Source organism: Chitinophaga sp. CF118 (genome assembly GCF_900112615.1).
In the GTDB taxonomy this organism is placed as follows: domain Bacteria; phylum Bacteroidota; class Bacteroidia; order Chitinophagales; family Chitinophagaceae; genus Chitinophaga.
In genome coordinates this window covers 547,273-567,958 of record NZ_FOMK01000003.1, presented here as the reverse complement: position 1 = coordinate 567,958, position 20,686 = coordinate 547,273, and the positions used below count along the sequence as shown (strand labels likewise).

Annotated in this window: 13 protein-coding genes; 2 read left to right on the top strand and 11 right to left on the bottom strand. The window is 41.0% G+C overall.

What is annotated here, in order from left to right:
* Position 1 precedes the first annotated feature (1 nt).
* From BM176_RS14580 to dinB, 6 genes are all read right to left on the bottom strand, one after another.
* Positions 2–7,480 (bottom strand): hypothetical protein, encoded by a 7,479-nt coding sequence (locus BM176_RS14580; RefSeq protein WP_090104185.1) that lies wholly within the window; start codon positions 7,478–7,480, stop codon positions 2–4.
* The gene (locus BM176_RS14575) at positions 7,468–7,956 is read right to left on the bottom strand and encodes a hypothetical protein (protein WP_090104184.1); all 489 of its coding nucleotides are present in this window, start codon (positions 7,954–7,956) and stop codon (positions 7,468–7,470) included. The genes BM176_RS14580 and BM176_RS14575 overlap by 13 nt, the downstream gene beginning before the upstream one ends.
* Positions 7,946–9,040, bottom strand: coding sequence for a DUF928 domain-containing protein (locus tag BM176_RS14570; protein WP_143097809.1), 1,095 nt, complete (start codon positions 9,038–9,040; stop codon positions 7,946–7,948). The genes BM176_RS14575 and BM176_RS14570 overlap by 11 nt, the downstream gene beginning before the upstream one ends.
* A gap of 5 nt (positions 9,041–9,045) precedes the next feature.
* Complete coding sequence (locus BM176_RS14565) at positions 9,046–11,340, bottom strand: hypothetical protein (RefSeq protein WP_090104181.1); 2,295 nt, start codon at positions 11,338–11,340, stop codon at positions 9,046–9,048.
* 562 nt (positions 11,341–11,902) lie between these two features.
* Positions 11,903–14,833 (bottom strand): DNA polymerase III subunit alpha, encoded by a 2,931-nt coding sequence (locus BM176_RS14560; RefSeq protein ID WP_090104179.1) that lies wholly within the window; start codon positions 14,831–14,833, stop codon positions 11,903–11,905.
* A gap of 11 nt (positions 14,834–14,844) precedes the next feature.
* Positions 14,845–15,990 (bottom strand): DNA polymerase IV, encoded by a 1,146-nt coding sequence (gene dinB / locus BM176_RS14555; protein WP_090104177.1) that lies wholly within the window; start codon positions 15,988–15,990, stop codon positions 14,845–14,847.
* 323 nt (positions 15,991–16,313) lie between these two features.
* On the opposite strand from dinB, the gene BM176_RS14550 reads away from it, so the two are divergent.
* Positions 16,314–17,282 carry a gliding motility protein GldB-related protein gene (locus BM176_RS14550; RefSeq protein ID WP_177230406.1) on the top strand — a complete coding sequence of 323 codons (969 nt, stop codon included), beginning with the start codon at positions 16,314–16,316 and terminating at the stop codon, positions 17,280–17,282.
* Positions 17,283–17,445: 163 nt separating this feature from the next.
* Here BM176_RS14550 and BM176_RS14545 read toward each other — a convergent pair whose 3' ends face one another.
* The 5 genes from BM176_RS14545 to BM176_RS14525 form a co-directional block, all read right to left on the bottom strand.
* Entirely contained in the window at positions 17,446–17,853 is a 408-nt protein-coding gene (locus tag BM176_RS14545) for a DUF2750 domain-containing protein (protein WP_090104174.1), read from the bottom strand.
* A 142-nt stretch (positions 17,854–17,995) separates the two neighbouring features.
* Positions 17,996–18,379: a DUF2750 domain-containing protein gene (locus BM176_RS14540; RefSeq protein ID WP_090104172.1), complete on the bottom strand. Its 384-nt coding sequence runs from the start codon at positions 18,377–18,379 to the stop codon at positions 17,996–17,998.
* A 211-nt stretch (positions 18,380–18,590) separates the two neighbouring features.
* Complete coding sequence (locus tag BM176_RS14535) at positions 18,591–18,977, bottom strand: DUF2750 domain-containing protein (protein ID WP_090104170.1); 387 nt, start codon at positions 18,975–18,977, stop codon at positions 18,591–18,593.
* A gap of 9 nt (positions 18,978–18,986) precedes the next feature.
* Positions 18,987–19,157, bottom strand: coding sequence for a polymorphic toxin type 8 domain-containing protein (locus BM176_RS33120; RefSeq protein ID WP_090104168.1), 171 nt, complete (start codon positions 19,155–19,157; stop codon positions 18,987–18,989).
* A 649-nt stretch (positions 19,158–19,806) separates the two neighbouring features.
* Positions 19,807–20,157 (bottom strand): helix-turn-helix domain-containing protein, encoded by a 351-nt coding sequence (locus BM176_RS14525; RefSeq protein WP_090104166.1) that lies wholly within the window; start codon positions 20,155–20,157, stop codon positions 19,807–19,809.
* 191 nt (positions 20,158–20,348) lie between these two features.
* On the opposite strand from BM176_RS14525, the gene BM176_RS14520 reads away from it, so the two are divergent.
* On the top strand, positions 20,349–20,615 hold the full coding sequence (locus BM176_RS14520) for a SymE family type I addiction module toxin (RefSeq protein ID WP_090104164.1): 267 nt from the start codon (positions 20,349–20,351) through the stop codon (positions 20,613–20,615).
* Positions 20,616–20,686: the final 71 nt, after the last annotated feature.

Sequence of the window (20,686 nt, the reverse complement as noted above, 5' to 3'; positions counted from 1 at the left end):
ATCAATTTTTACGGTAAGCGGAACGGTTTTCTTTGATGGTCATAATACCCCTGTCAGTCTCTTTCTTCACACGAACCAATGATCCTTCATCATCATATTCATAAAAGGTGGCGTAATTATTCTCATCCATTTCAGCCATCAGCCGTAGTGTTTTATCATCATAGGAGAATGTTTTCAATTGCCCGTCGTAAGGGAAGATGCGGATATCATCTATCAATACCGTTCCTGCCTGTTTCTCAAGCGTAGCGTTTAATTCATACATTTCCGTTGTACCTGCCAGTGCAGCGATATCAATCACGCCCTCAACGAGTTTCCAATCTTCTACCACCGCTTTTACTGTAAACACAACATTATCTTCTGTACCCATCATCAATTTAATACCTGGATCGTCAGTTAGAGGAGCACCATCTTTTACCCAGGCAGAAAACACATAACGCCTTCCGTTTACAGGGCAAAACCCACGTAATCCCAGCCATGGCACGACATTCCTGGAGTACTCCCCTTTCTGGTTGTTGATCAGGTAAATACCCGGTGAGTGTTCATAATCGAATACATATGTTTTCAGATTCAGCGGCTGACTAAGGTTAAGACTGTAGTTACCGCTGTGCGCATCAGTTGCATCCAGACGATTTGTGTAATCACTACCTAAAATTTTGTAGATACTAAATTCATCGGGCTCACATGGCTGCGCCCCGGTACAGGTATTATTGAATTTGTAATCTTCAAATCCATCATAGAATATTTCCTGATGCCGCATATTAGCCCCTACAGCAACCGGCAACGTTGCTTTATATCCATATCGCACCGCACTATACCTATTCAATGCATCTTTATTTTCCAGTTCCTGGGAGTTCTTGTCGTATAAACTGATAGTTTGGGAGACGACCCAGGAAAGGTTTCCTGAAATGGCCCAGCCATTGTTATATATCCAGTAAGGATAGAAATAATCATACTGACCGTTATGGCGCACATCCACACCGGGCGTACTGGTAACAGGCAATGCCTGACCAGAGCGATTAGAGAGCCACGTCATTTGCTTCCATGGCAACCAGTTACCCAGGTAACCTGTCAGGTATGGGTTTAAAGTGACTGAATTCGGGATAGCACCACATGTTCCGCTACTACTACATACATCGAACGAGCCTTCAGCACAAGCGTAACTCTGCCGGATAATATTACCTGCAGTATCTTTTACATAAGTGAAATAAGATGTAGCACCCCGCAGATCCCTTGTAGAGTAAATAGGATGGGCTATTCCCTGTTTCAGTGTAGAGAGGGAATCATTATATACTTCTACCGCAAAGCCATATTCTGTTCCCGTATTCATTGCTTCTATGGTAAGATCATGATTACCTGCTGTCAATTGTATAGGCCATAGAGTATAGGTTAAATCCGCAGGAATTGTCACTGGTGGATACCATCGTGTACCATCGATATAAATCCGGCCTATATTGTCAAATCCTAAACCGATGTAGTATAATTTAGTTTGCGGAACTTTTAAACAGGTATGCACACCAATCCATTGATGCATAAAACCTCCGCCTAACCAGACACCAATAGCATTTAATATACCACAGTTTGCATTTGCAGGATCAGAAACGGCTACTGATAAAGACTTTGCTGCCAATTTTGGAGTATCAACAGTTGCTTTACGTGCCAATAGTGAAAGAGGTATCGAAGATCTGCATTGACCCCAGTATGAAGTAGCCAAATTAAAAATACTTTGCTGTGACCCATCTACACTGAAAAACCTCGTACCATTTTGAGTATAGAACCCGCTGAAACTTCCCTCCACAAAATCCAGATCCGGGTTTGCGTCTGATTCGCCCGATTCAATAGGAACACAGGATGTTCCATCCGCACCGGGTTTATAACCATCGGGACAAGACCCTTTATCTTTGAAACCACAGTCAGGCGTTCCATCACATATACCCACAGATTTCCCTTCCGGGCATCTAAGATTCTGCGAAAGCTTGGTACCCAGCTCTTCCGCATGGAAGATCAGTACATTAGCATCTACAATATCTTCAGGTTGTTTCGCGAACAAACTAGCCGTAGTAAAGATCGTTTGACTCCGGATAGTAGCTTCATCTCCTGCGACTAATGTTGCCTCAGAGCTTCCGTATACCTCCAGTGCAGCAGCTTTCGCCAGTTCTATATTAAGAGCAACTATTTTTATGATATGCTTGCCAGCGGTCAATTGTTTCTTCCGTATCCGCCACGAACTGAAATAATTTCCATCCGAAGCAGTTAAGGCATCCAGCACAAATCCATCAACAAAAACCCGCATCCGGTCGTCTCCTGCATAACCTATGAAATAAGTACCGTCGGTTTTTATTGTAATACATTTTTCAAAGCCCCACCAACTATTGTCAGCTACCTTATTCATCCAGATACCGGCATCTTCCAAACGGCCAGGGTGATCTCCACTCTTCCGCCAGAATCCACTTGTGCTCGTAAAATAACTCACGTTCCCTGTTTCCTCAAAGAAGGCGGCACCCTGACTTGAGTATTTCTCGTCTACATCCCCTTCAATAATGTTGAACGAATCATTTTCAACTCTCGTAGCCGGTAAATAACAACGTCCGTCAGCACCTTCCTGGTAACCCTCAGGACAACTCTTCAGGTTACAGTCTGCTGGCTGTCCCCATGCATTGTTATATTCAATAGCAGAAGCGTTCAATGCTTTATAATCTCCGAAATCATTAATAATTGGTTTCAGTTGATTATTGCTAACAGGGTTTTTCAGGGTAGTGATAGCAGTTGCACCGGCAGTCAACAGGTTACGATATCCAGAACGACGTACTTTTACCGAACCGGCATATTTTATAGCAACCTTTCCGGATGCATCAATTATACGCAGAACATTCACAGGTGAGCTACCTGCAGGAGAATTAACCACCCACAGCCGCATACCGTTGCTTACGTCAATTAATTCATCGCCAGCTGTCAGGAAACTACCATATCCTTTCTCAGGTATGCCATCTATAGTAGTTGTAAAATCACTCAGCAATAATCCCAGGCTCTTATAAGCAGGCCCCATCTGTTTATACATCCAGTAAGCAGGCATACTGAGACTATAAACCGGATCATCAAATTCATTGTTGGATTGTGATAACACAGGTTCGCCGGTAAACTTATCGTATAACAGGTTAGCAGCACTTACACTGGACCCATTGATCTTTTTCACCACTTTGGAAATCAAGCCATAGTATTGGATTGTTTTTAACACAGATGCTGAACGGAACAAGCGATAATCATCATTATTACTCCATGGGAAGTGTGGGATAGGAATGATCCAGGGACCTATAGGAATTACATCCACCCCCAGATTAATACTCTTCCCGGAATTGATCATTTCCGATTGCCGCATGTCTGTAAACATTTCAATATCCCGGCCAATCACCTGATCTTTTGTAATAACACCATTATCATCTACTACATCCACCACGTTCTTTAACCGTTGAATGCCTCCTTCTTCTGTTGAATTATAAAAGTATTCTGAAGATGATATTTCCTGTCCTGTTTGATTAAATACCCGCTCTGCTTTAGGTTTGCCATGCATATCATTGAGGGTGATAGCATATCCCTGGGACATGACCAGCTCATACAATGTTTTACCACCAAAGAAGCTGGACCAGGAAGTAGGATGATGCAGATATTTATCGAGCGGTGTCTGGTTGATTACAACAGGAAACTCCTTTGCTGTATAAAATTCGTAAGTGAGCCAGCCTGTTTTATTTGCTTTATCTGCTGCTCCCGTAGCATCCAGGCTGCGAACCTTCACCTCCCTGTAAACAACTTCCGGTGCAGGGAATAAAGATTCGCCCATCGGTTCTTCCAGGTAGAAAAAATTGTTCAGCGCCCACTTCACATCCTGTGTATAATTCACCGGTAAACGCATAGGATTTTCATCACCTCCAAGGGAAGGTTCATAGGAAGCAACGCCGCTGCTAATCCATTTACCATCTTCCAGCATGTCATACTCATATTCCTGCCCATAAGTAACGGTAGCCTGATCACTGGCCATTGCATTCCAGTTATCAGAAAGCTGTATACTTTTTACACGTGCACCACCACCCAGTTTAGGCATATCTCCATTCCGGGGAGTACCACCAGTCTGTTCAGGCGTACCTCTTTTTACGATGCGTACAAAACTTTTATCCAGCTTAACATTAGATGCAAACTTCTTTCGATAAGCTCTCGCATTAAAGTTTTCCCTTAACTCCGACAGATTACCGGTAGCGTTTGCAATAGCGGTGACTGCAGCAGCAATGGGGCGATCATCATTAATTCTGTTCTTGTATCCGGGATAAGCATAACGAGGGTATTCCAACCGCATTTTCTGCCATGCAGCACTAACGAACGGATTAAAGTTCACAAAAGGATTAGCCCCGGCAGTGGCCTCACTACTTGTTTTGAAGGTGACAATTGCCGTCTTCCCAGTAATCTCCACCTTATCAATAGCACCATAACAAGCCACAAAATCATATTTATCATCTGAAGTAGCTGTTACCTCATTTGTAAGATTTACAAACAGTTTTGCATACATCCAGGATTCCCCATTCAGGTATTGCAGTTTGAACCAGTTAGTTTGATCAAAATCAGGAGCAGTTTCTCCAAGAGTGAGTTTAAATTTCACTGCATCCCGCAAACTACTGGTAACATTTCCATCTTTATCCAGCAGGTTATCGATCTTTACCATTTCCATGGCACGCCGGTTCTGGACGTACGCATAATCATCCGATTCATAGTGAATATTGATAATTCCACCTGTGGGAAGGTGTACTTCTGAGAGGTTCCACATGCCGGCATTTTTTGCAGCCAGAATGGAATCTCCAGTACTGTAAGGAAATTCATCGTTTTTCAATACACCGAATCCCCTGGCAGCATTGTCTGTTGTAGATTTAAACGTACCCCAGCGGTCGGCAGAAAGATAGCCATACTCCTGTATAACACCCGGTGTTATTTCAGTATTATATTTAAATGTGTAAGGATTTTTTGATCCTTTGGTAGAGCTGCCATATTCAAAATGCAGACCTATCAATGTGAGCTTTCCACCTCCATTTGAGCTGTTAGGTATTTTAGGACATAAAGAATAATTATAATCAAGTATGACCGTTTTTATTGGAGTGGTAAGATCATTCTTGGAGTATAATATTATTTTCCTCAACACTTTCTGTTTTACAGAACCGTCTTTAACACCCAGCCAGTTGCACCCCAATGCATCTTCCCGGTCTTCTGTAATAAAGTAAGCGATCTTTGTTTTTGATTCAATAGAATGCATATACCACAGCTCTTTTTCTCCATATACAAAAGAAGCTTTATCATCATCAGGATCTGCGTTCAATGCATGATTATACTGTGCTTTATAAGCACCATATGGAGAGCGCCAGTGAAAATCTTTCGCCAGTTTTGAGTAGTTGAACTTTACAGCCGTGCCTCTGTCATCATCCGTAATACCATCACCTGTAACATCTACATAATCCGGTGAGAGAATGCCCGTGAGTAAGAAAGCACTGGCATAAGCAGGTTGTGATTCTTTATGATAATACTCATCAGTAGTGGACACCCCATTTTTCATTGGCTTATGATCGATTTTACCACCCGGAGCCGAAAAATCTATAAGGTTTGTATTCCTGTCGGCAGTTTCCCCATTTACAGCAAATGAGTATTCATCCTGCATTTTATTGTATACCGGTAAACCATATACCATTCTTTTCCCATCATCCCCCGTAACCGTCATTTCGGAAATATGCTTCGCTTTTCTGAATGCTGTTACCCTATCCTCTGGTACAACTGAAGGAACAAGATTGCAGGCAACCGGTGAAAAACTTTTCAGATCATTAAATTGATAATTCCGGATCTGCTTATCCAGCCCGGCATTCGTTGCCTGATCGGCAGTAAGTACCATTATGGGTGTACGTTTTACCTGGCGACCATCTTTCTTATACGGTGCTGTTGGTGTAATGATCTTCTGTCCGGCTGTTTTAATCTCATCATTGGCACTTTTATCTGTCAGCGGAACACTGATCGCGTTTTCATCCTGTATACGGGTCACGAAAGAAGCATTTTCCATGTTTTTCTCTCCTACCTGTTTAAAATAAGCAGGTTCTTCTTCCACGGTACCTTTAGTCACAAAATCACCATGCGCCAGGAAATTATTATCAGTGATCCATTTTCCATTCGTATTGGTAACTTCCTGTTTATATACTGATACACCACCGTGGAAGTAACCACCCCAACCATAATCAGTACCTATTGAAGTATTATTCGTGATATCTTTCGTCTCATTGTCAAAAAGCACACCTGCACTATTCCGGTACAGCTTTAGCTGACCACTGCCTGCCTGGCTGGTGTAAGAAAAGATATCAGGAGTAGCAATTGGTAATGCCAGGTTTTTCAGTTCCGGAATAACAGGATTATCCTTTTCGCGCATAAAATCCATCATCGCACTACGAACATCCTTCCCTTTTTCTGCATACATGAAGCCAAAGGTTTTGTTTCTCACCTCTTCGTTCAGTACTTCACGTTTGGATTTATAACCAGTTACTCCACCACCCATATACATACCCATGGCTTCACCACCTATATCCACACTGAAGGTAAAATTGCTGGATTTAAACGCCATGTTGGTTCTGGGATAAAAAGGAGGTGTATTATAACTGATGGATGTTCCACCCAAACTGGAGCCGGAACTACTACCCTGATCTAAATAGTCATTGTCATAACCCTGAAGTGAAAAAGAACTACCCAGGCTGAGCGCTTTCAGCCCCTCCCTGGTATTATATCCAAGACTGGCAGATAATCCCATACTGCTGCTTAAATGGTTATTCATCTGGGCCTTCATCGATAACGATGCAGAAGGTGTTACGGTCACCCCATCTGAAGTGTTGGAATTAAGACCAATACCTATTCCGGGAGTTAGTCCTCCCCCATTCTGGCCTGATAATGAGAGGCCGACATTAGCTCCTACTTCAGCACCAATACCAGTATAATTATCACTAAAAATTCCGAGTGAAAGAGAACCCGAAACTCCAATTCCTGTCAGTTCTCCCCTCACCGTTACACGCCCGCCGATATTAATCTTGGGCTTCATATAACTATTAGTAACCACCTCATCCCCATAACTATCATCCGGGATACCCCTTAATTGCCGGTTGATGGCACCTGCATTCAGGTTCCATCCCAAACCTACCCAACCCGCTTCATCATCTATCCCTGTACCTCCCTGGTAATTCAGGTTAACAGGGTATCCGTCTACATCCATCAAAGGGATATTATATTTAAAATCACCGGTAGACAGGTTCACCATATCACTTGTGCCTGCCTGCATAAACTGTTTGGTTTCCGGTTGTGTGGGGCCGGAAGTCAATGCCCATGCCACAGTTGGCATCAGCCCCTGAACGATTAACAACGTCAGGAAAAAACAAGCCAGTCTTTTACGGGTAACATTACTTCTGAATATCATTGCTTCCATCTTAAATAATCAATACGATTGATTGCACTTCCCTTGAGCGGGAAAGTAATAAACTGTTGTGTGAATAACCTGTCTCTGAAAAACAGGAAAAGATTCACATCTGAATAAGCTGCAGGACGATCAAACAATACCATGTACTGTACACCTCCGATACCACCGTTGGCCACCCTGATTACATCCACAGGATGAAGGGTATCTGTTACATTCACAATACCAAACAGTGAGTCCAGGCCATAGCTGAACATATTATTATCTGCTCCTTTCACAGGACTACCATTACTCTCTGTAATATTCACAACAAAGTGTAGCAGTTCTTTATCTTCGGAAGACATATACTGCATCTTCAATACAAATCCATTCACTGTTTTTTCCTGCAGTAACCCTTCGTCTTTTGTAGCCTGCATTATTTTCTTTTGTCTGTCAGCGCAGCCAACAGTCATCAGTAATGCAATTACCACGACCCATTTATTTATCATTCTCTGCCAGTTTGTATATAAACCTTAATTGTTTCTGATCACCATCTGGTAATTTCACATCCATGATGTAGAAATATCCATCTATGAAACTACTGTTCTCTGAGATGTCTATCACCACCTGGTTACGTCCCCTGGACACCTTTACCTTCGGTAGTTTTTTGATCTGCTGATCCGGTTTTGTTAAACAACGGATGCTATATTGAAGCGTAGTCGCTTCGTAGGTGTTATTGAAGGCGAAAAGCAGCTGTCCGCGGGCAATATAGAAGTTACCCTTTGTGAGGTCTTCCAGGTTCCTGAAAGCTTCAACAGGTATTCTGGATGAATCCCTTTCACAGTCTACCTTAAAATCCCATATCTCTGATTCTACCAGTAACAGGTCGTTCCGGTAGGCTGATACCTGCCACGCATATTGCTTACCTTCCACTAATTCATTGGCAAGGGAAGGGTATAATAATATTGGTAAAGGAATTTGTTGCTGGTTGATGATAGCAAGATTCATCCGGAGTGCTTCTGCCCTTTGCTGCCCTTCTTTCACTTCCACCAGCAGCATCCGGTACATCACTCCATTCACTGCGGGAATCAACGGCTGCCAGGAGAAGGAAGGACGTTTATCGCAGATCTTATCACCATCATATGGCTGGATCAGTTGCATGTTGCTGAAAGGTTCCAGGTTGTAGTTAAAACATTGTTCTGCCAGTAAGGTGCTGCTATGCGAGGTACCATCATATAACTGGAAGCAATAATCGTAATCACCCTGCGGAAAGAAACCGCCCTGGCTGACTATTGTAGCCAGTTTACTACTACCGAATCCTACTGTTGCTGCATAAGCCGCATTCGGAGAGGTGCTGTTCATGCCCGACATCAATTCAAATGCAGGTGTTTTTATAGTGACGATAGCCCCAGACTTTGCTTCAGTAACCGTGATAACAAGGCTCACATTCTGTTTTGCACCGGTATTTCCGATACGTACTTTGTATAGACCATCCATGGTACGACCCTGGATCTCCGGCATAAAGGCAATCGTATATTGTGCCTTTAAGGTGATGCATAAGCATAGGAATAGTCCTGTCAATAATATTCTCATAACTCCTATTTTATCTGGTAATGCAAGGACATTGCGGTGCTAAATCTGCCATAGTAAAAATTGGCAGCTGTATTCTTCAGGTTCTTTCTGCCATCAGCAGAAACGGACAGGCTCCAGCGTTTGAATAACTGTGCGGATACCTGTTGTCGTAAACCTATTTGAGTAACGACATCTTTACTATCCATATAGATGAGGGAGCTGCCGCATGAAAGTGTTTTCCATAAGGTATACTGGTATCCTCCATCTGCATTCAGCAGGTTATTATATATAGCAGCATCTTTTACATCACGGTTATAGAAGACATTTACCACCACCATTCCCGGGCCTGCCATGAAGGTATGCATGCTTCCTACGTTTACGAATAAACTATGAATGGAAGATCCAGGCACCTGGTAATTTAGCTGCTGGATACCCAGGGTAGCATTATTACTAAAGGGCAATCCGCCCATCTTTCCATTTGCCTGGGACATAAAGGAGAGTTTCCTGTTGAGAAAGGCTGTCGCCCCATTTTCCCGCAGGGTATTCTGTAACAGGTTCATGCTAACAGTAAGTTTGCGCGTAAAGCGATAACGGCCGTCTACAGAAAATTGCAGGCTTTTACGCTTGTCGTCTGTCAACGGAGATACTGCCAGGTTCCGGATGTCTGTACGTAAACTAACAACTGCTTTATTACGCAGCCAGCTGCGCTTTACCATAAAGCCATATTGTAAAGTTCCCCTGCTGCCGAAAGGGCTACCGGGGTTTACATATCCTAATCCTGAATAGTTCAGGTATATCTTCTGGTTAATGCCCCATTTCTTCACATCTCCGGTGTATGCGAGCCCGATAGAAGCAGTTGCCCAGATATCATCCATAAAATGCGATGCCGCTGATTTAGAAACGGTTGCCGCCGCACTATTACCAAACTGGCTCGAAGATTTGGAGAGTTCTACATCTATTGTACCGAGGCTACCCAAGCTGACCTGTTCTGAAACAGCACCAACAAATACATTCCTGCTGATAGCAGCTGTGTTGAAGCCATTCCCGGTTTGTGGTTTTGCATTGGCATTTAATGCAGAGATATGCGTTTGTTTACCACCGATATCACCACGGCCTAAACGCAAAAATTGCATGCTATAAGATGAATTACCTGTGGCGGATTGTAATCCCACATCCTGTACACCCAGCTCATTGCTTTTACCAGCTCCAAGCATGATGAACTTATTGCTTTTCAGGAAAGAGCCGGTAGCACCCGTCATAAACAGGTCTGATACCGTTCCTTTACTGGCATTTGCGCCAATGCTACCTACTTTAAGTTCCTTCATGTTCATCATTAACTTTTGCAGGGGACTCAATTGCAAAAGATTGCCAGCCATACGGGAAGTATTTTCCGGCTGGTGTACTAATGAGGTGATGTTATGCTGTGCTTCTTTTTGTGACCCCAGCAGTTGATTCATTTCTTTCACACCGCCCAGTTGCTGTTTCAATGCCATCACTTTAGCGTTGTACTCAGCAGGCGTATTTTTCAGTGTATTCTGTAATTGTGTGCTATCCAGGTAGATTAACTGATCTGCAGAGACACCACCTTTTACACTATCCATCGCTGCCAGTTGCGAGGTGGCATATGACTTAATACTACTTTTGATATCAATATCATCCAGGAAATACTTATTGAGATTATAAGACTTTTGCAGTTGCTGGTTCACCTTTTCCATGTAAGCTTCCCTATCAAATGAGAATTTTAGGAAATGCGCATCCTGTAACCCATTGTTATAACCGGATAAAGTGGAATAGTTCAGTTGAACCGGGATACTACCAACCGTTACATGATCCTGTATCACGCCCTCATTCCACCAACCAGACATCATCGCGGTAGTATCATTGTAGGTCGTTTGCCAGGAGATACCTTTCAGTTTATTCTCAGGCATACCCGGTAATGTCAGCGATGATTGTGGTTTCAATGCATAAAAGCCGCGCAGTTTGTTATCTATGAATTGTTTTCCCTGTAGTCCATTGAACATAGACTGCATCCGGGCAATACCAGCCGTGCTTTTACCAGCATTTACATACTGCATAAATTCCTGGCGGGCACCGGGGTGCAATCCATTCAAGCCCAAATGGTTAAAGGGAAGGGTATCCGGGGATAATTGACCGGGAATATTTACATACCTGTTATTCAGGGAATCCAACATTGCATTTTTCAATGCGGCTGTCCTGATAGGAACCGGAATACTATCAGCAGGAACTGACAGGGCATAGGTATTCATAAGGAATAGGAGGCATAAGACCGTCAGGCCCACCTCTTTCAAAATCTTATACATACAGAATGATTAATACACTTTTTCAAGTGTTAGATAACATGATGAAGTAATACCTGCGTATTGCCATTACCGGTATATCATGGCAATGCCCCGGTGTTACGATATCTGTAAAAGTTTTTTAGCTGTATTAATTGATTGATTACCAGGAACTGTTTCCTGTTGTAATGACGAGAAAAAAAGGGCAAATAATTTCATAAATTGGGCAATGCACGCTACAAGTTGATTTAATGGTATAAGAATAAGCGGTAATGGTTACCGGTGTTGTCCCTGATTAAATGTAACAGAATACTGACAGCAAGATTAACATTACGGGTTCTCTTAAATCTGTTCGCATTTAAAGTGTTGATATTAGCAAATGTATATAACCTTTCTCACGATTCCATTCACACGTTCATGTTATAGGAGCTTGCTTTACCCACCCCTGACATAATCACATAACAAAGGTAGCAGTAGTATGCGCAGCCTATCTACGCAGTAAATTATATTTGCCAATATTTCTGCAGCAGGGAAAGCAGCACCACTGTCCAGGTAATTAAGAGTCAAAATAATCGACGCTCCTTTTTTATGAACTTTGTTTAATTCCTACTTTAGCCATTGATGTTGTTATCACACTATATACATCGAACTCCATCGTAACCTTACCTGTAACACGGTAAAACCCTCTGCCCTGAAATGGATAATTCCTGGTAGCTTCAGGGAAATGAACAGTGTCGAGCCATTCACCGGCAGCATCAAGGAAGGTGCCGAAATGCATGAGCTCTTTCTTTTCACGGGTTTGTGTTTGTTTGGTAGTGACAAGATAGACTAATACAGTGACTTCATGTCCCAATAGTGCTGATAACTGGCTGGCGAGTGGGTATTTTGTAATATCGTCGTCTACAAGGTCAAAGACGTTGCCGATAGGGAAACCAAGGAGTTCCATTTCTTTCAGCATGTCTTCAATAGGATCATCCGGAAGATCAGGAAGATCGAAGGTTACAGGATCCTCATGGAATAAGGCTTGCCTTTCTGGTACGTGCTCCTCATTCATCACCTGGAGGAAATTACCTTCCCATAGTAATTGTTTTTTCGTTTTACCTGTGAAACGGAAAGCCCCTACTTTAATTAATATGTTCAGTTGTTCAATGCCTACTGCTGTTCGTTCGATGAAATCATGTAAATGCAGATAAGGTCCGTTTAAGGAGCGTTCGGCTAATATGGTATCTGTGAGCTTTTGCTGTATACTTTGAATATGGATAAAACCGACGTAGACTTTACCATCTTTAAAATCGGTCAGATATTCGCTGTTATTGATACAGGGTGCGTGTACCTCCGCTCCTGCTTTCTTCAACTGATGGAAGTATAGTTCATGGCTATAAAAGCCTCCGAAATTGTTGATTACGGCTACCATGAACTCTTGCGGGTAGTAGGTTTTCAGGTAAAGACTTTGGTAGCTTTCTACTGCGAAGCTGGCTGAATGGGCTTTGCTGAAACTGTAACCAGCAAAGCTGGCGATCTGTCGCCACACTTCTTTGCTGATATTCTCAGGGTAGCCTCGTTCCTTACAGTTAAGGAAGAACTGGGTTTCCAGCCTTTCCATTTCTTTCTTGCCTCTGTATTTACCAGACATTGCCCGTCTCAGAATATCCGCTTCCCCCATATCCAGGCCTCCGAAATAATGGGCAACCTTGATCACATCTTCCTGATATACCATCACCCCGAAAGTTTCTTCCAACAGTTCTCTCATCTTTGGATGCAGGTATTCGAATTTATGCCGGTTGTGGTATCGCCAGATATACTGCGCCATCATACCACTGCTACCTACTCCCGGCCGGATGATGGATGACGCAGCGGTTAATGTCAGGTAATCATCACAACGGAGTTTTTTTAATACGCCGCGCATGGAAGGACTTTCGATGTAGAAACAACCTATCGTATCCGCACTCTTTAGCTGTGCCGCTACCCGTTTATCTTTCTTAAACTTCTCCACCTGATGGATATCGATATCAATGTTATGGTGCTCTTTTATGAGTTCTACAGTGTCTTTTATGTGTCCCAATCCTCTTTGGCTTAGAATATCCAGTTTGAATAAACCGATATTCTCGGCAACAAACATATCTATCTGCGTTGTAGGGAATCCTTTTGGAGGCATTTCTAAGGCCGTATAACAGGCGATAGGCAGTTCGCTGATTAACATGCCGCCCGGATGAATACTGACGTGATTGGGGAAGTCTTTCATCAATCCTCCGAAACGGACAATCTGCTGATGGTTTCTATCCTTCTTATTATAATCTCCTTTTGAAAGGGCATCAATTTCTGCTTTAGGAAGTCCATATACCTTGCCGAGTTCCCGGATGATGGCCCGGTGTTGGAAAGTGGTGTGCATTCCCAGTAACGCAACATGATCTTTGCCATAGCGTTTCAGAATATAATCAATAATCTCGTCCCGGTCTTTCCATGAAAAGTCTATGTCGAAGTCTGGAGGCGTAGTGCGGTAAGGATTGAGAAAGCGTTCGAAATATAAATCCAGTTCGATAGGATCCACGTCTGTTATTAGCAAGCAATAGGCGACGATTGAATTGGCACCACTCCCCCGCCCTACATAGAAAAAACGCCGGTCACGGGCATAACGGATCACGTCCCAGGCGATTAAAAAGTATGAGTTGAAGGCAAGTTCATTAATAATGCGCAGTTCTTTGGCTACTCTTTCTGCAGCCAATTTATTCTTTTTACCATAGCGATATTGTAGCCCGTCTAATGCCAGTTTCTCCAGCAGGATTCTGTCGTCTTCCCGGCTGGTGGTAAAAGCGATTTTGTTTTTGTCTGTTTTAAATTCGATCTGTATTTCGCAGGCCTCCATGATCCGGAGTGTATTAGTCACTATCTGCGGATATTGTTTGAAGCGATCCATGATAGTGGTAATAGGCATGAATGATTCATGCGAACCAGCTTTATGAAGATCTTCCTGTTTGGACAGGATAATGTTCTTATCGACTGCGCGGAGCAAACGATGTACACTGTAATAGGTTGGATTTTGAAAGGTAACCGGGTGCCTGATAACGAATTTCGTTGAATAGGGTATCAGGTCCATACTGTACAATTTGTTGACCTCGGTCGTTTGTATGCCTATCAGTTCGTTAGCTTTTAATTGATCAGGAGTAATTGTTCCCAGCGGATAGATGACCCACACATTTTCGTCGATTACAGGCCGTTCAGGGAAGTCTTTCTTCAGATGCAGGTATTCTGTTAAGAAACGGTTGATATGCAAAAATCCGGTGTTGTTCTTTGCGATTAACAAGTAACATAACAGATCTCCATTCCTTATTTCGGTACCGAGTATTGGATTGATATCCGCCTGCCGGCAGAAGTCCACAAAATCCCATGCATCAGCTGTGTTATTGATATTCGTCAATGCTACACTTGTAGCCCCAGCTTCTACAGCAGCATTTACCAGTCCTTCGGTAGAGAACGTTCCATACCGGTAGGAAAAAAAAGTTTTACAGTTTAGATACATATATCTCCTCATTATAGCGTTCGCGCCCGTACTATTGCTCCGGCTCCATATTGACGTTTTACACTGTCGATTGCCTGATAGAGTTTGATCATTTCCTGCGTATCGTCAAAAAGATTGATCTGGTGGTTTCCCTGCACCAGGTCGGAGAAACGTACGCCAATCAACCGTACAAGCAGGCGGCGGTCGTACAGTTTGTCAAATAGCTCTTTGGCTGTTTTGAGGAGAATATGATCTGAAGATGTGTAAGGAATAGAGGATTGCTTAGTTACAGTATCAAAATTAGAATACCGTAATTTTAGTGTAATACAACCGGTGAGTTTATTTTGCTCTCTCAATTCAAAACCAATCTTCTCCGTCATTCGTACAATTTCTTTTGTCAGAAAACGGATGTCGATTGTGTCATTGTTAAAGGTATCCTGGGTAGAAATGCTCTTTTGTTCTGTGTATGGTATAACTGGTGTTTCATCAATACCCTGAGAACGACGGGCCAGTTCAAGGCCGTTCTTACCGAACCTGGTACCGAGCATATTAGCTGGAATTTCAGATAAAGTCTTTATGGTTTTAACGCCCATCTCCCTTAGCAGTGTTGCAGTCTTTTGGCCGATCATCGGCATTTTTTCAATGGCTAATGGAGCGAGGTATGATTTCTCATTACCAAATGGAATCATTGTTTGTCCGTTGGGCTTTACTTCGTTCGTAGCTACTTTGCTGATCAGCTTATTGCTAGCCAGTGCATAAGATACAGGGAGGCCTGTTTGATTGTAAATGCGTTGCTTTAATTCAGCACTGAACTTTTCAGTACCGAAGTAACGATCCATCCCTGTAAAGTCTGTGTAGAATTCATCTATAGAGGCTTTTTCCAGTATTGGTACCCGTTCCCTGATTACTTCTGTCACCATCCTCGAGTACTTACTGTAATCTTCATAGTCGCCGGAAATAACTGTTGCCTGAGGACATAGATATAAGGCTGTCCGCATAGGCATAGCGGAATGAACGCCGAAAGTTCGTGCTTCGTAACTGCAGGCTGCAACCACCCCTCTTTCCCCACCTCCCACGATCAAAGGCTTCCCTTTGAATGAGCTGTTCTTTAAGCACTCTACCGATACAAAAAATGCATCCAGGTCCAGGTGCACAATTGCCCTCTGGTTCAGTTCCATAGCCTCTGTTTTACAAATTGTCCCGGTGCAATATTACTAATATTTTTAGTATTTAATAGCTAAAATAATTGGCATTTTGGTTAATGAGAGGTTAATGGAAAGGGATTTTTGAAGGTAAATGTGGAGTGGATATCAGACCTGGTATTTTCTTAACTATATAATTGCCAATATTTCTTGCCGCAGGGAAACCTGTACTATGATTTTGTACTTCAAAGAAAAAAGATCTGGCAGATAGTTAATTTTTTTTATTTTACTGGAGCGCTCCCCAGGCCCAAAGCATTAGTTACGGAAAAGATAATAGACAATACATTAAACAAATGAGGATGAATACTGGTTTTCTACACAAGAACATGCCAATATATTTTATTGCATTCATTTATTTTATTACAAGCCCTTTTATTGTTCACGGACAAAATGCGCCCAAAGTTTCCACTTCTGATATTGACAATTTTTGGATCGCTTTTGATAGCATTCAAACAATAAAAGAAAAGGACAAACAAATTGAATTAATGAAGTCGTTGTACACTGATAAAGGGACTTATGGATTGAAAATGTTCATGGAACTTAGAAAATTTGACGCTACCAGACTGGTGGAAAGTATCAATAAATACGCTAAGTTTTGGGCATCAATAAGAGGCAACACTTTAAAAATAAAACAGAAGATACCAGCTATTGAAACCTACATTCAGGAATTCAATGTATTATATCCGGATTTACGGCCGGCAAAGATTTATTTCACTATTAGCGCTATTCGAGCCGCTGGCACCACACAGGATTCGCTGGTGTTAATTGGTTCGGAAATCGCAATGGGTAATAAAAATACGGATGTATCAGAATTCCCGGACAAAAGATTGGAAAACTTCTTCAAATCGCAAAATTCAGACAATATCATTCCTGTTGTTATCCACGAGTATGTACACACGCAACAAAAAACAGAAGGCAAAACACTTTTGGGGCAAGCAATTTATGAAGGAGCATGCGATTTTATTACTGAACTTGTACTCAAAGAACCATTAACAAATACTTATCTTAAATATGGAAGGGAAAATGAAAAGAAGTTGAAGCTACAATTCAAAAAGGAAATGCTTAGTGAAGATTATTCCAACTGGTTGTATAATGGTGCAAGTTCAAAGACAATGGGGGATCTGGGATATTTTATGGGTTATACTATCTGTAAGTCATATTATCGCCATTCTAGTAATAAGAGCAGGGCAATAAAAGATATCATTGGCTTGGATTATTCAGACCAACCGGCAATAATGCTATTCTTAGAGGAATCTAAATATTATTAAAAAGAATGGGATTTCAGAAGGTACCATTGGATTTTGGGTGAGTAAATTTAGGAGTACGATATGGTTTACTACAGTTTTCACACGGTGGACCATAGATATCTACAAAATGATTATTTGACCAAATAAAAGTAACACAGTACGAATAGCTGATTGGTGCAAAATATTACTCGATTCTATCTAGCTCACTATCCAATGCCACTTTGAACATTGATATTTCCATGATTTCCCCTTTCCCAGTTGGTAAAGGTAAAACGCTAAATTTATAGCCTTTTTTCTCGTAATCAGGAAGATAATTCTCCAAGAATTCACTAAGCTCAATGGCTAAAGGTTTAAACCTCTGGAATTCATCTTTACAGCATAATTTCGCAAATTCTTCAAAGGGCCATAAGGGAAATATAACATTTTTAGCTTCATCAGTTAACATGCCTATATTTCCAGCATCATCAACAATAGTCCATACTTTTTCCCAGTCTGCTATTCGCTTTACGGCGTATTCAAACCGTGTTTCTGGCGATGAATTAATCAATGAATCTATTTCCTTCTGATTGATTTTATAATTCTGGTTAACCATAATTATTGCGATTTTTTTACTTTTCCTGTAGCATGTTGCAATTTATGCAGTTCAATAGCTTTGATCGCAAAACAACCAGCCTATACGTCCGGAACTATATTATTTGTATTCTTCAAACTCGCTATGATTGCATCGATTATTTTTAGAGATATTCCTTTTGTCCCTCCTGAATAGCTGATTTCAATTCTTGTGGAGAAATTATTATGTTTTCTTTCAATTCAGGAAAATAGAATACAGCAACTAATCTATTGTCCTTTTCCATTCCAGGCAACCACTTATCCAAAAAGTCCTGCAAACTAATTGCTTGTGGTTTATATCCTTTCCATTCTTCTGAAATGCACCTTTCTGCAAAATGCTCTTCTGGCCAAAATGGCATTACAGTGGAGTTTTCCTGATCTCCCAATATAGCCCATCCATCATTATTTAATCCCCATACTTTTTCAAAATCAACTATTTTATCTACAAAATAACCATATCGTTCTTCTTTTGATAATTTTAGAATGCTTTGTACTTTATGTTCATTCATAACCTTAATTATTATTTATTAGTCTGATAACAACACTTGCAAAGCCACCAGACAATAGATTAACCAGCAAATCATTACTTATTAAAATCTGACAAAATCAAGATTAGAAGAAATGAAATTCATATTCAAAGTAGCAAAAAGAAACACGCTCCATAATCAGGGGAGTCTGCATTCAAAACAATAACTATGGGGGAATTTACCTTAAGACACATTACTCGTACTTTTCAAGTTCAATATTCAAAGCTTCTTTGAACATTGAGATGTCTATAGCCATCCCTTTCCCAGTCGATAAAGGCAGTAAAGACAGCTTGTAATTACTTTTTTCAAAATCTGGAATAAATTCATTCAAGAAGTCATCAAGACTCATAACTTCTGGTCTATATTGAGAATATTCCTCTATACAACATAATTGTGCCAATTCCTCAAAGGGCCATATGGGAAATACAATGTTATTTTCATCATCACTAAATGTTGCAAATACATTTCCATCTCCAATAACCCAAAGTTTTTCCCAGTCTGCGATTCGTTTAATGGTGTATTTAAATCGGGCATCAGCGGGTTCTTTAATCATTGCATCAATTTCTTTTTGACTTATCATATAAAAAAGTTAAGATTTTTTCTTCCGTTTATTTTGGACAGCATGCCGGTTTCTATGCAAATCTATATCTTGAATTTTGGATTCTTCATATCCATATCCCTTGGCAGCCTCCTTACCTCTTGAATAAGCCAGATTTTTTCCAGGTGGTACACGGATAGACGACCGTTTTCCACCAGCCATAGCATTCTGTTCTTGTTTAATCCAACCTCTAACGCTTTTTCTGAACGTTCGTTTACCTGCTCTTCTATATGATGGGATTTATGTTGGAGTTGTAAAAGATATTTTTTAGGTAAGCGCCCTGCAATGCTATCCTGTGCAAGTGTCAATATTTGTGTCACCCGCTGCTTTTGCAATTGTAAACGTTCAATAGTGCTGTCCTGTGCATTTACATGACTATAATGAATGCTCAATATGATAATGAGGGGTATAAATAGTTTCATTCGGGGAGGGGTAAAAAATTAAGAACTTGAGGTTATATAATCTGGAACTATTAGCAGAGAAAAACAATAAACAGGTGAAGACACCAGAGAACAACGGGGAATAGGAAAATGGTGCATGATTACAAAATATAGGTTGATAAATATTTACTGTTTGAAAGTAAATGAATGTTCCTTGAAAAAATGTTAACCCAAAGTTATCAATCAAAAAATGCGTAGTTCTACTTATTTTAAATCCGTTGTATATGAAACCATTTTCGTCTAACCCTCACCTATCCCAACAATAAGCGATAATCAGCCTCCTGGTTATGAAAATAGTTATCCTGCTAATGGTTTAGTAACCTTTAGGTTGGCTGGTGAGCAAAGGCTCCTACCTTACGTCAGGGGCTTTTTTATTCTTTGATGGACTGGACTTTTGCTTTGACAATGAAAGCATCCATAACAGACATAATGAGGGTTCTGTCCGCTGGAGATAACTGCTCGAATTTGGCTAACGCAGGCTTTAATCTGCCGGGAATTTCATCTTGTGATTTTTCATTATTTTCTTCAGTAAGACCTACCAGGTAGTCTAAAGAACAATCTAATACTTCAGCAATTTTTGTAGCTACTCCTAATGGTGGCGTTATCTCTCCCCTTTCATACTTACCAATCATATTGTTAGAAACGCCTATTAGTTTTTCTAATTCGACTCGGGTTAAGCCTTTTTTTTCCCTGGCCAATGCGACTCTATCATTGAATATCATTTCTTCTTTTTTAAATTAAACTGAAGTTACAATTAAATGTGAAGTATAAATAACGGCCTGTTTTCAAACCCATACAAGACCCTTTACCATACTAGCAAATGACATTTAAATGACAATTAAAAGATACAAAATAGCGCTTAAAAGGCGGCATTTAAAAGGATATTTAGTATATTTGTATAAATAAATATGACATGAAAAATATCAGAACTGCAAAATTTCAAGACATCACCTACAGTGGTAAATGGGGCTTCAAAAGTACCTATCCGTTTTTAAGATTATCAGGCAGATGGCTTGAAGATGCCGGCTTTGGTATTTATGAAACCTGCCAGATTAAAGTATCAAAAAATAAACTGGTGATAACGAAGATTAAATTAGAAAAAGATACAAATAAAACTGATTTTAAAACCAATAATGCCAAAAGTAAAAGAAATGAAACAAAAAATGTGGACAGGGCGTAAACTCCCTTTAGTAATGATCTGTGGCACATTGCTTGCAGATGCTGGCTTCCAGGCAGAAGATTCTTCAATGG

Bases quoted from the DNA above. Each gene is read 5' to 3' on its own strand.
- BM176_RS14580 (WP_090104185.1), bottom strand. From the start codon at position 7,480: ATGGAAGCAATGATATTCAGAAGTAATGTTACCCGTAAAAGACTGGCT.
- BM176_RS14575 (WP_090104184.1), bottom strand. From the start codon at position 7,956: ATGATAAATAAATGGGTCGTGGTAATTGCATTACTGATGACTGTTGGC.
- BM176_RS14570 (WP_143097809.1), bottom strand. From the start codon at position 9,040: ATGAGAATATTATTGACAGGACTATTCCTATGCTTATGCATCACCTTA.
- BM176_RS14565 (WP_090104181.1), bottom strand. From the start codon at position 11,340: ATGTATAAGATTTTGAAAGAGGTGGGCCTGACGGTCTTATGCCTCCTA.
- BM176_RS14560 (WP_090104179.1), bottom strand. From the start codon at position 14,833: ATGTATCTAAACTGTAAAACTTTTTTTTCCTACCGGTATGGAACGTTC.
- dinB (WP_090104177.1), bottom strand. From the start codon at position 15,990: ATGGAACTGAACCAGAGGGCAATTGTGCACCTGGACCTGGATGCATTT.
- BM176_RS14550 (WP_177230406.1), top strand. From the start codon at position 16,314: ATGAATACTGGTTTTCTACACAAGAACATGCCAATATATTTTATTGCA.
- BM176_RS14545 (WP_090104174.1), bottom strand. From the start codon at position 17,853: ATGGTTAACCAGAATTATAAAATCAATCAGAAGGAAATAGATTCATTG.
- BM176_RS14540 (WP_090104172.1), bottom strand. From the start codon at position 18,379: ATGAATGAACATAAAGTACAAAGCATTCTAAAATTATCAAAAGAAGAA.
- BM176_RS14535 (WP_090104170.1), bottom strand. From the start codon at position 18,977: ATGATAAGTCAAAAAGAAATTGATGCAATGATTAAAGAACCCGCTGAT.
- BM176_RS33120 (WP_090104168.1), bottom strand. From the start codon at position 19,157: ATGGCTGGTGGAAAACGGTCGTCTATCCGTGTACCACCTGGAAAAAAT.
- BM176_RS14525 (WP_090104166.1), bottom strand. From the start codon at position 20,157: ATGATATTCAATGATAGAGTCGCATTGGCCAGGGAAAAAAAAGGCTTA.
- BM176_RS14520 (WP_090104164.1), top strand. From the start codon at position 20,349: ATGAAAAATATCAGAACTGCAAAATTTCAAGACATCACCTACAGTGGT.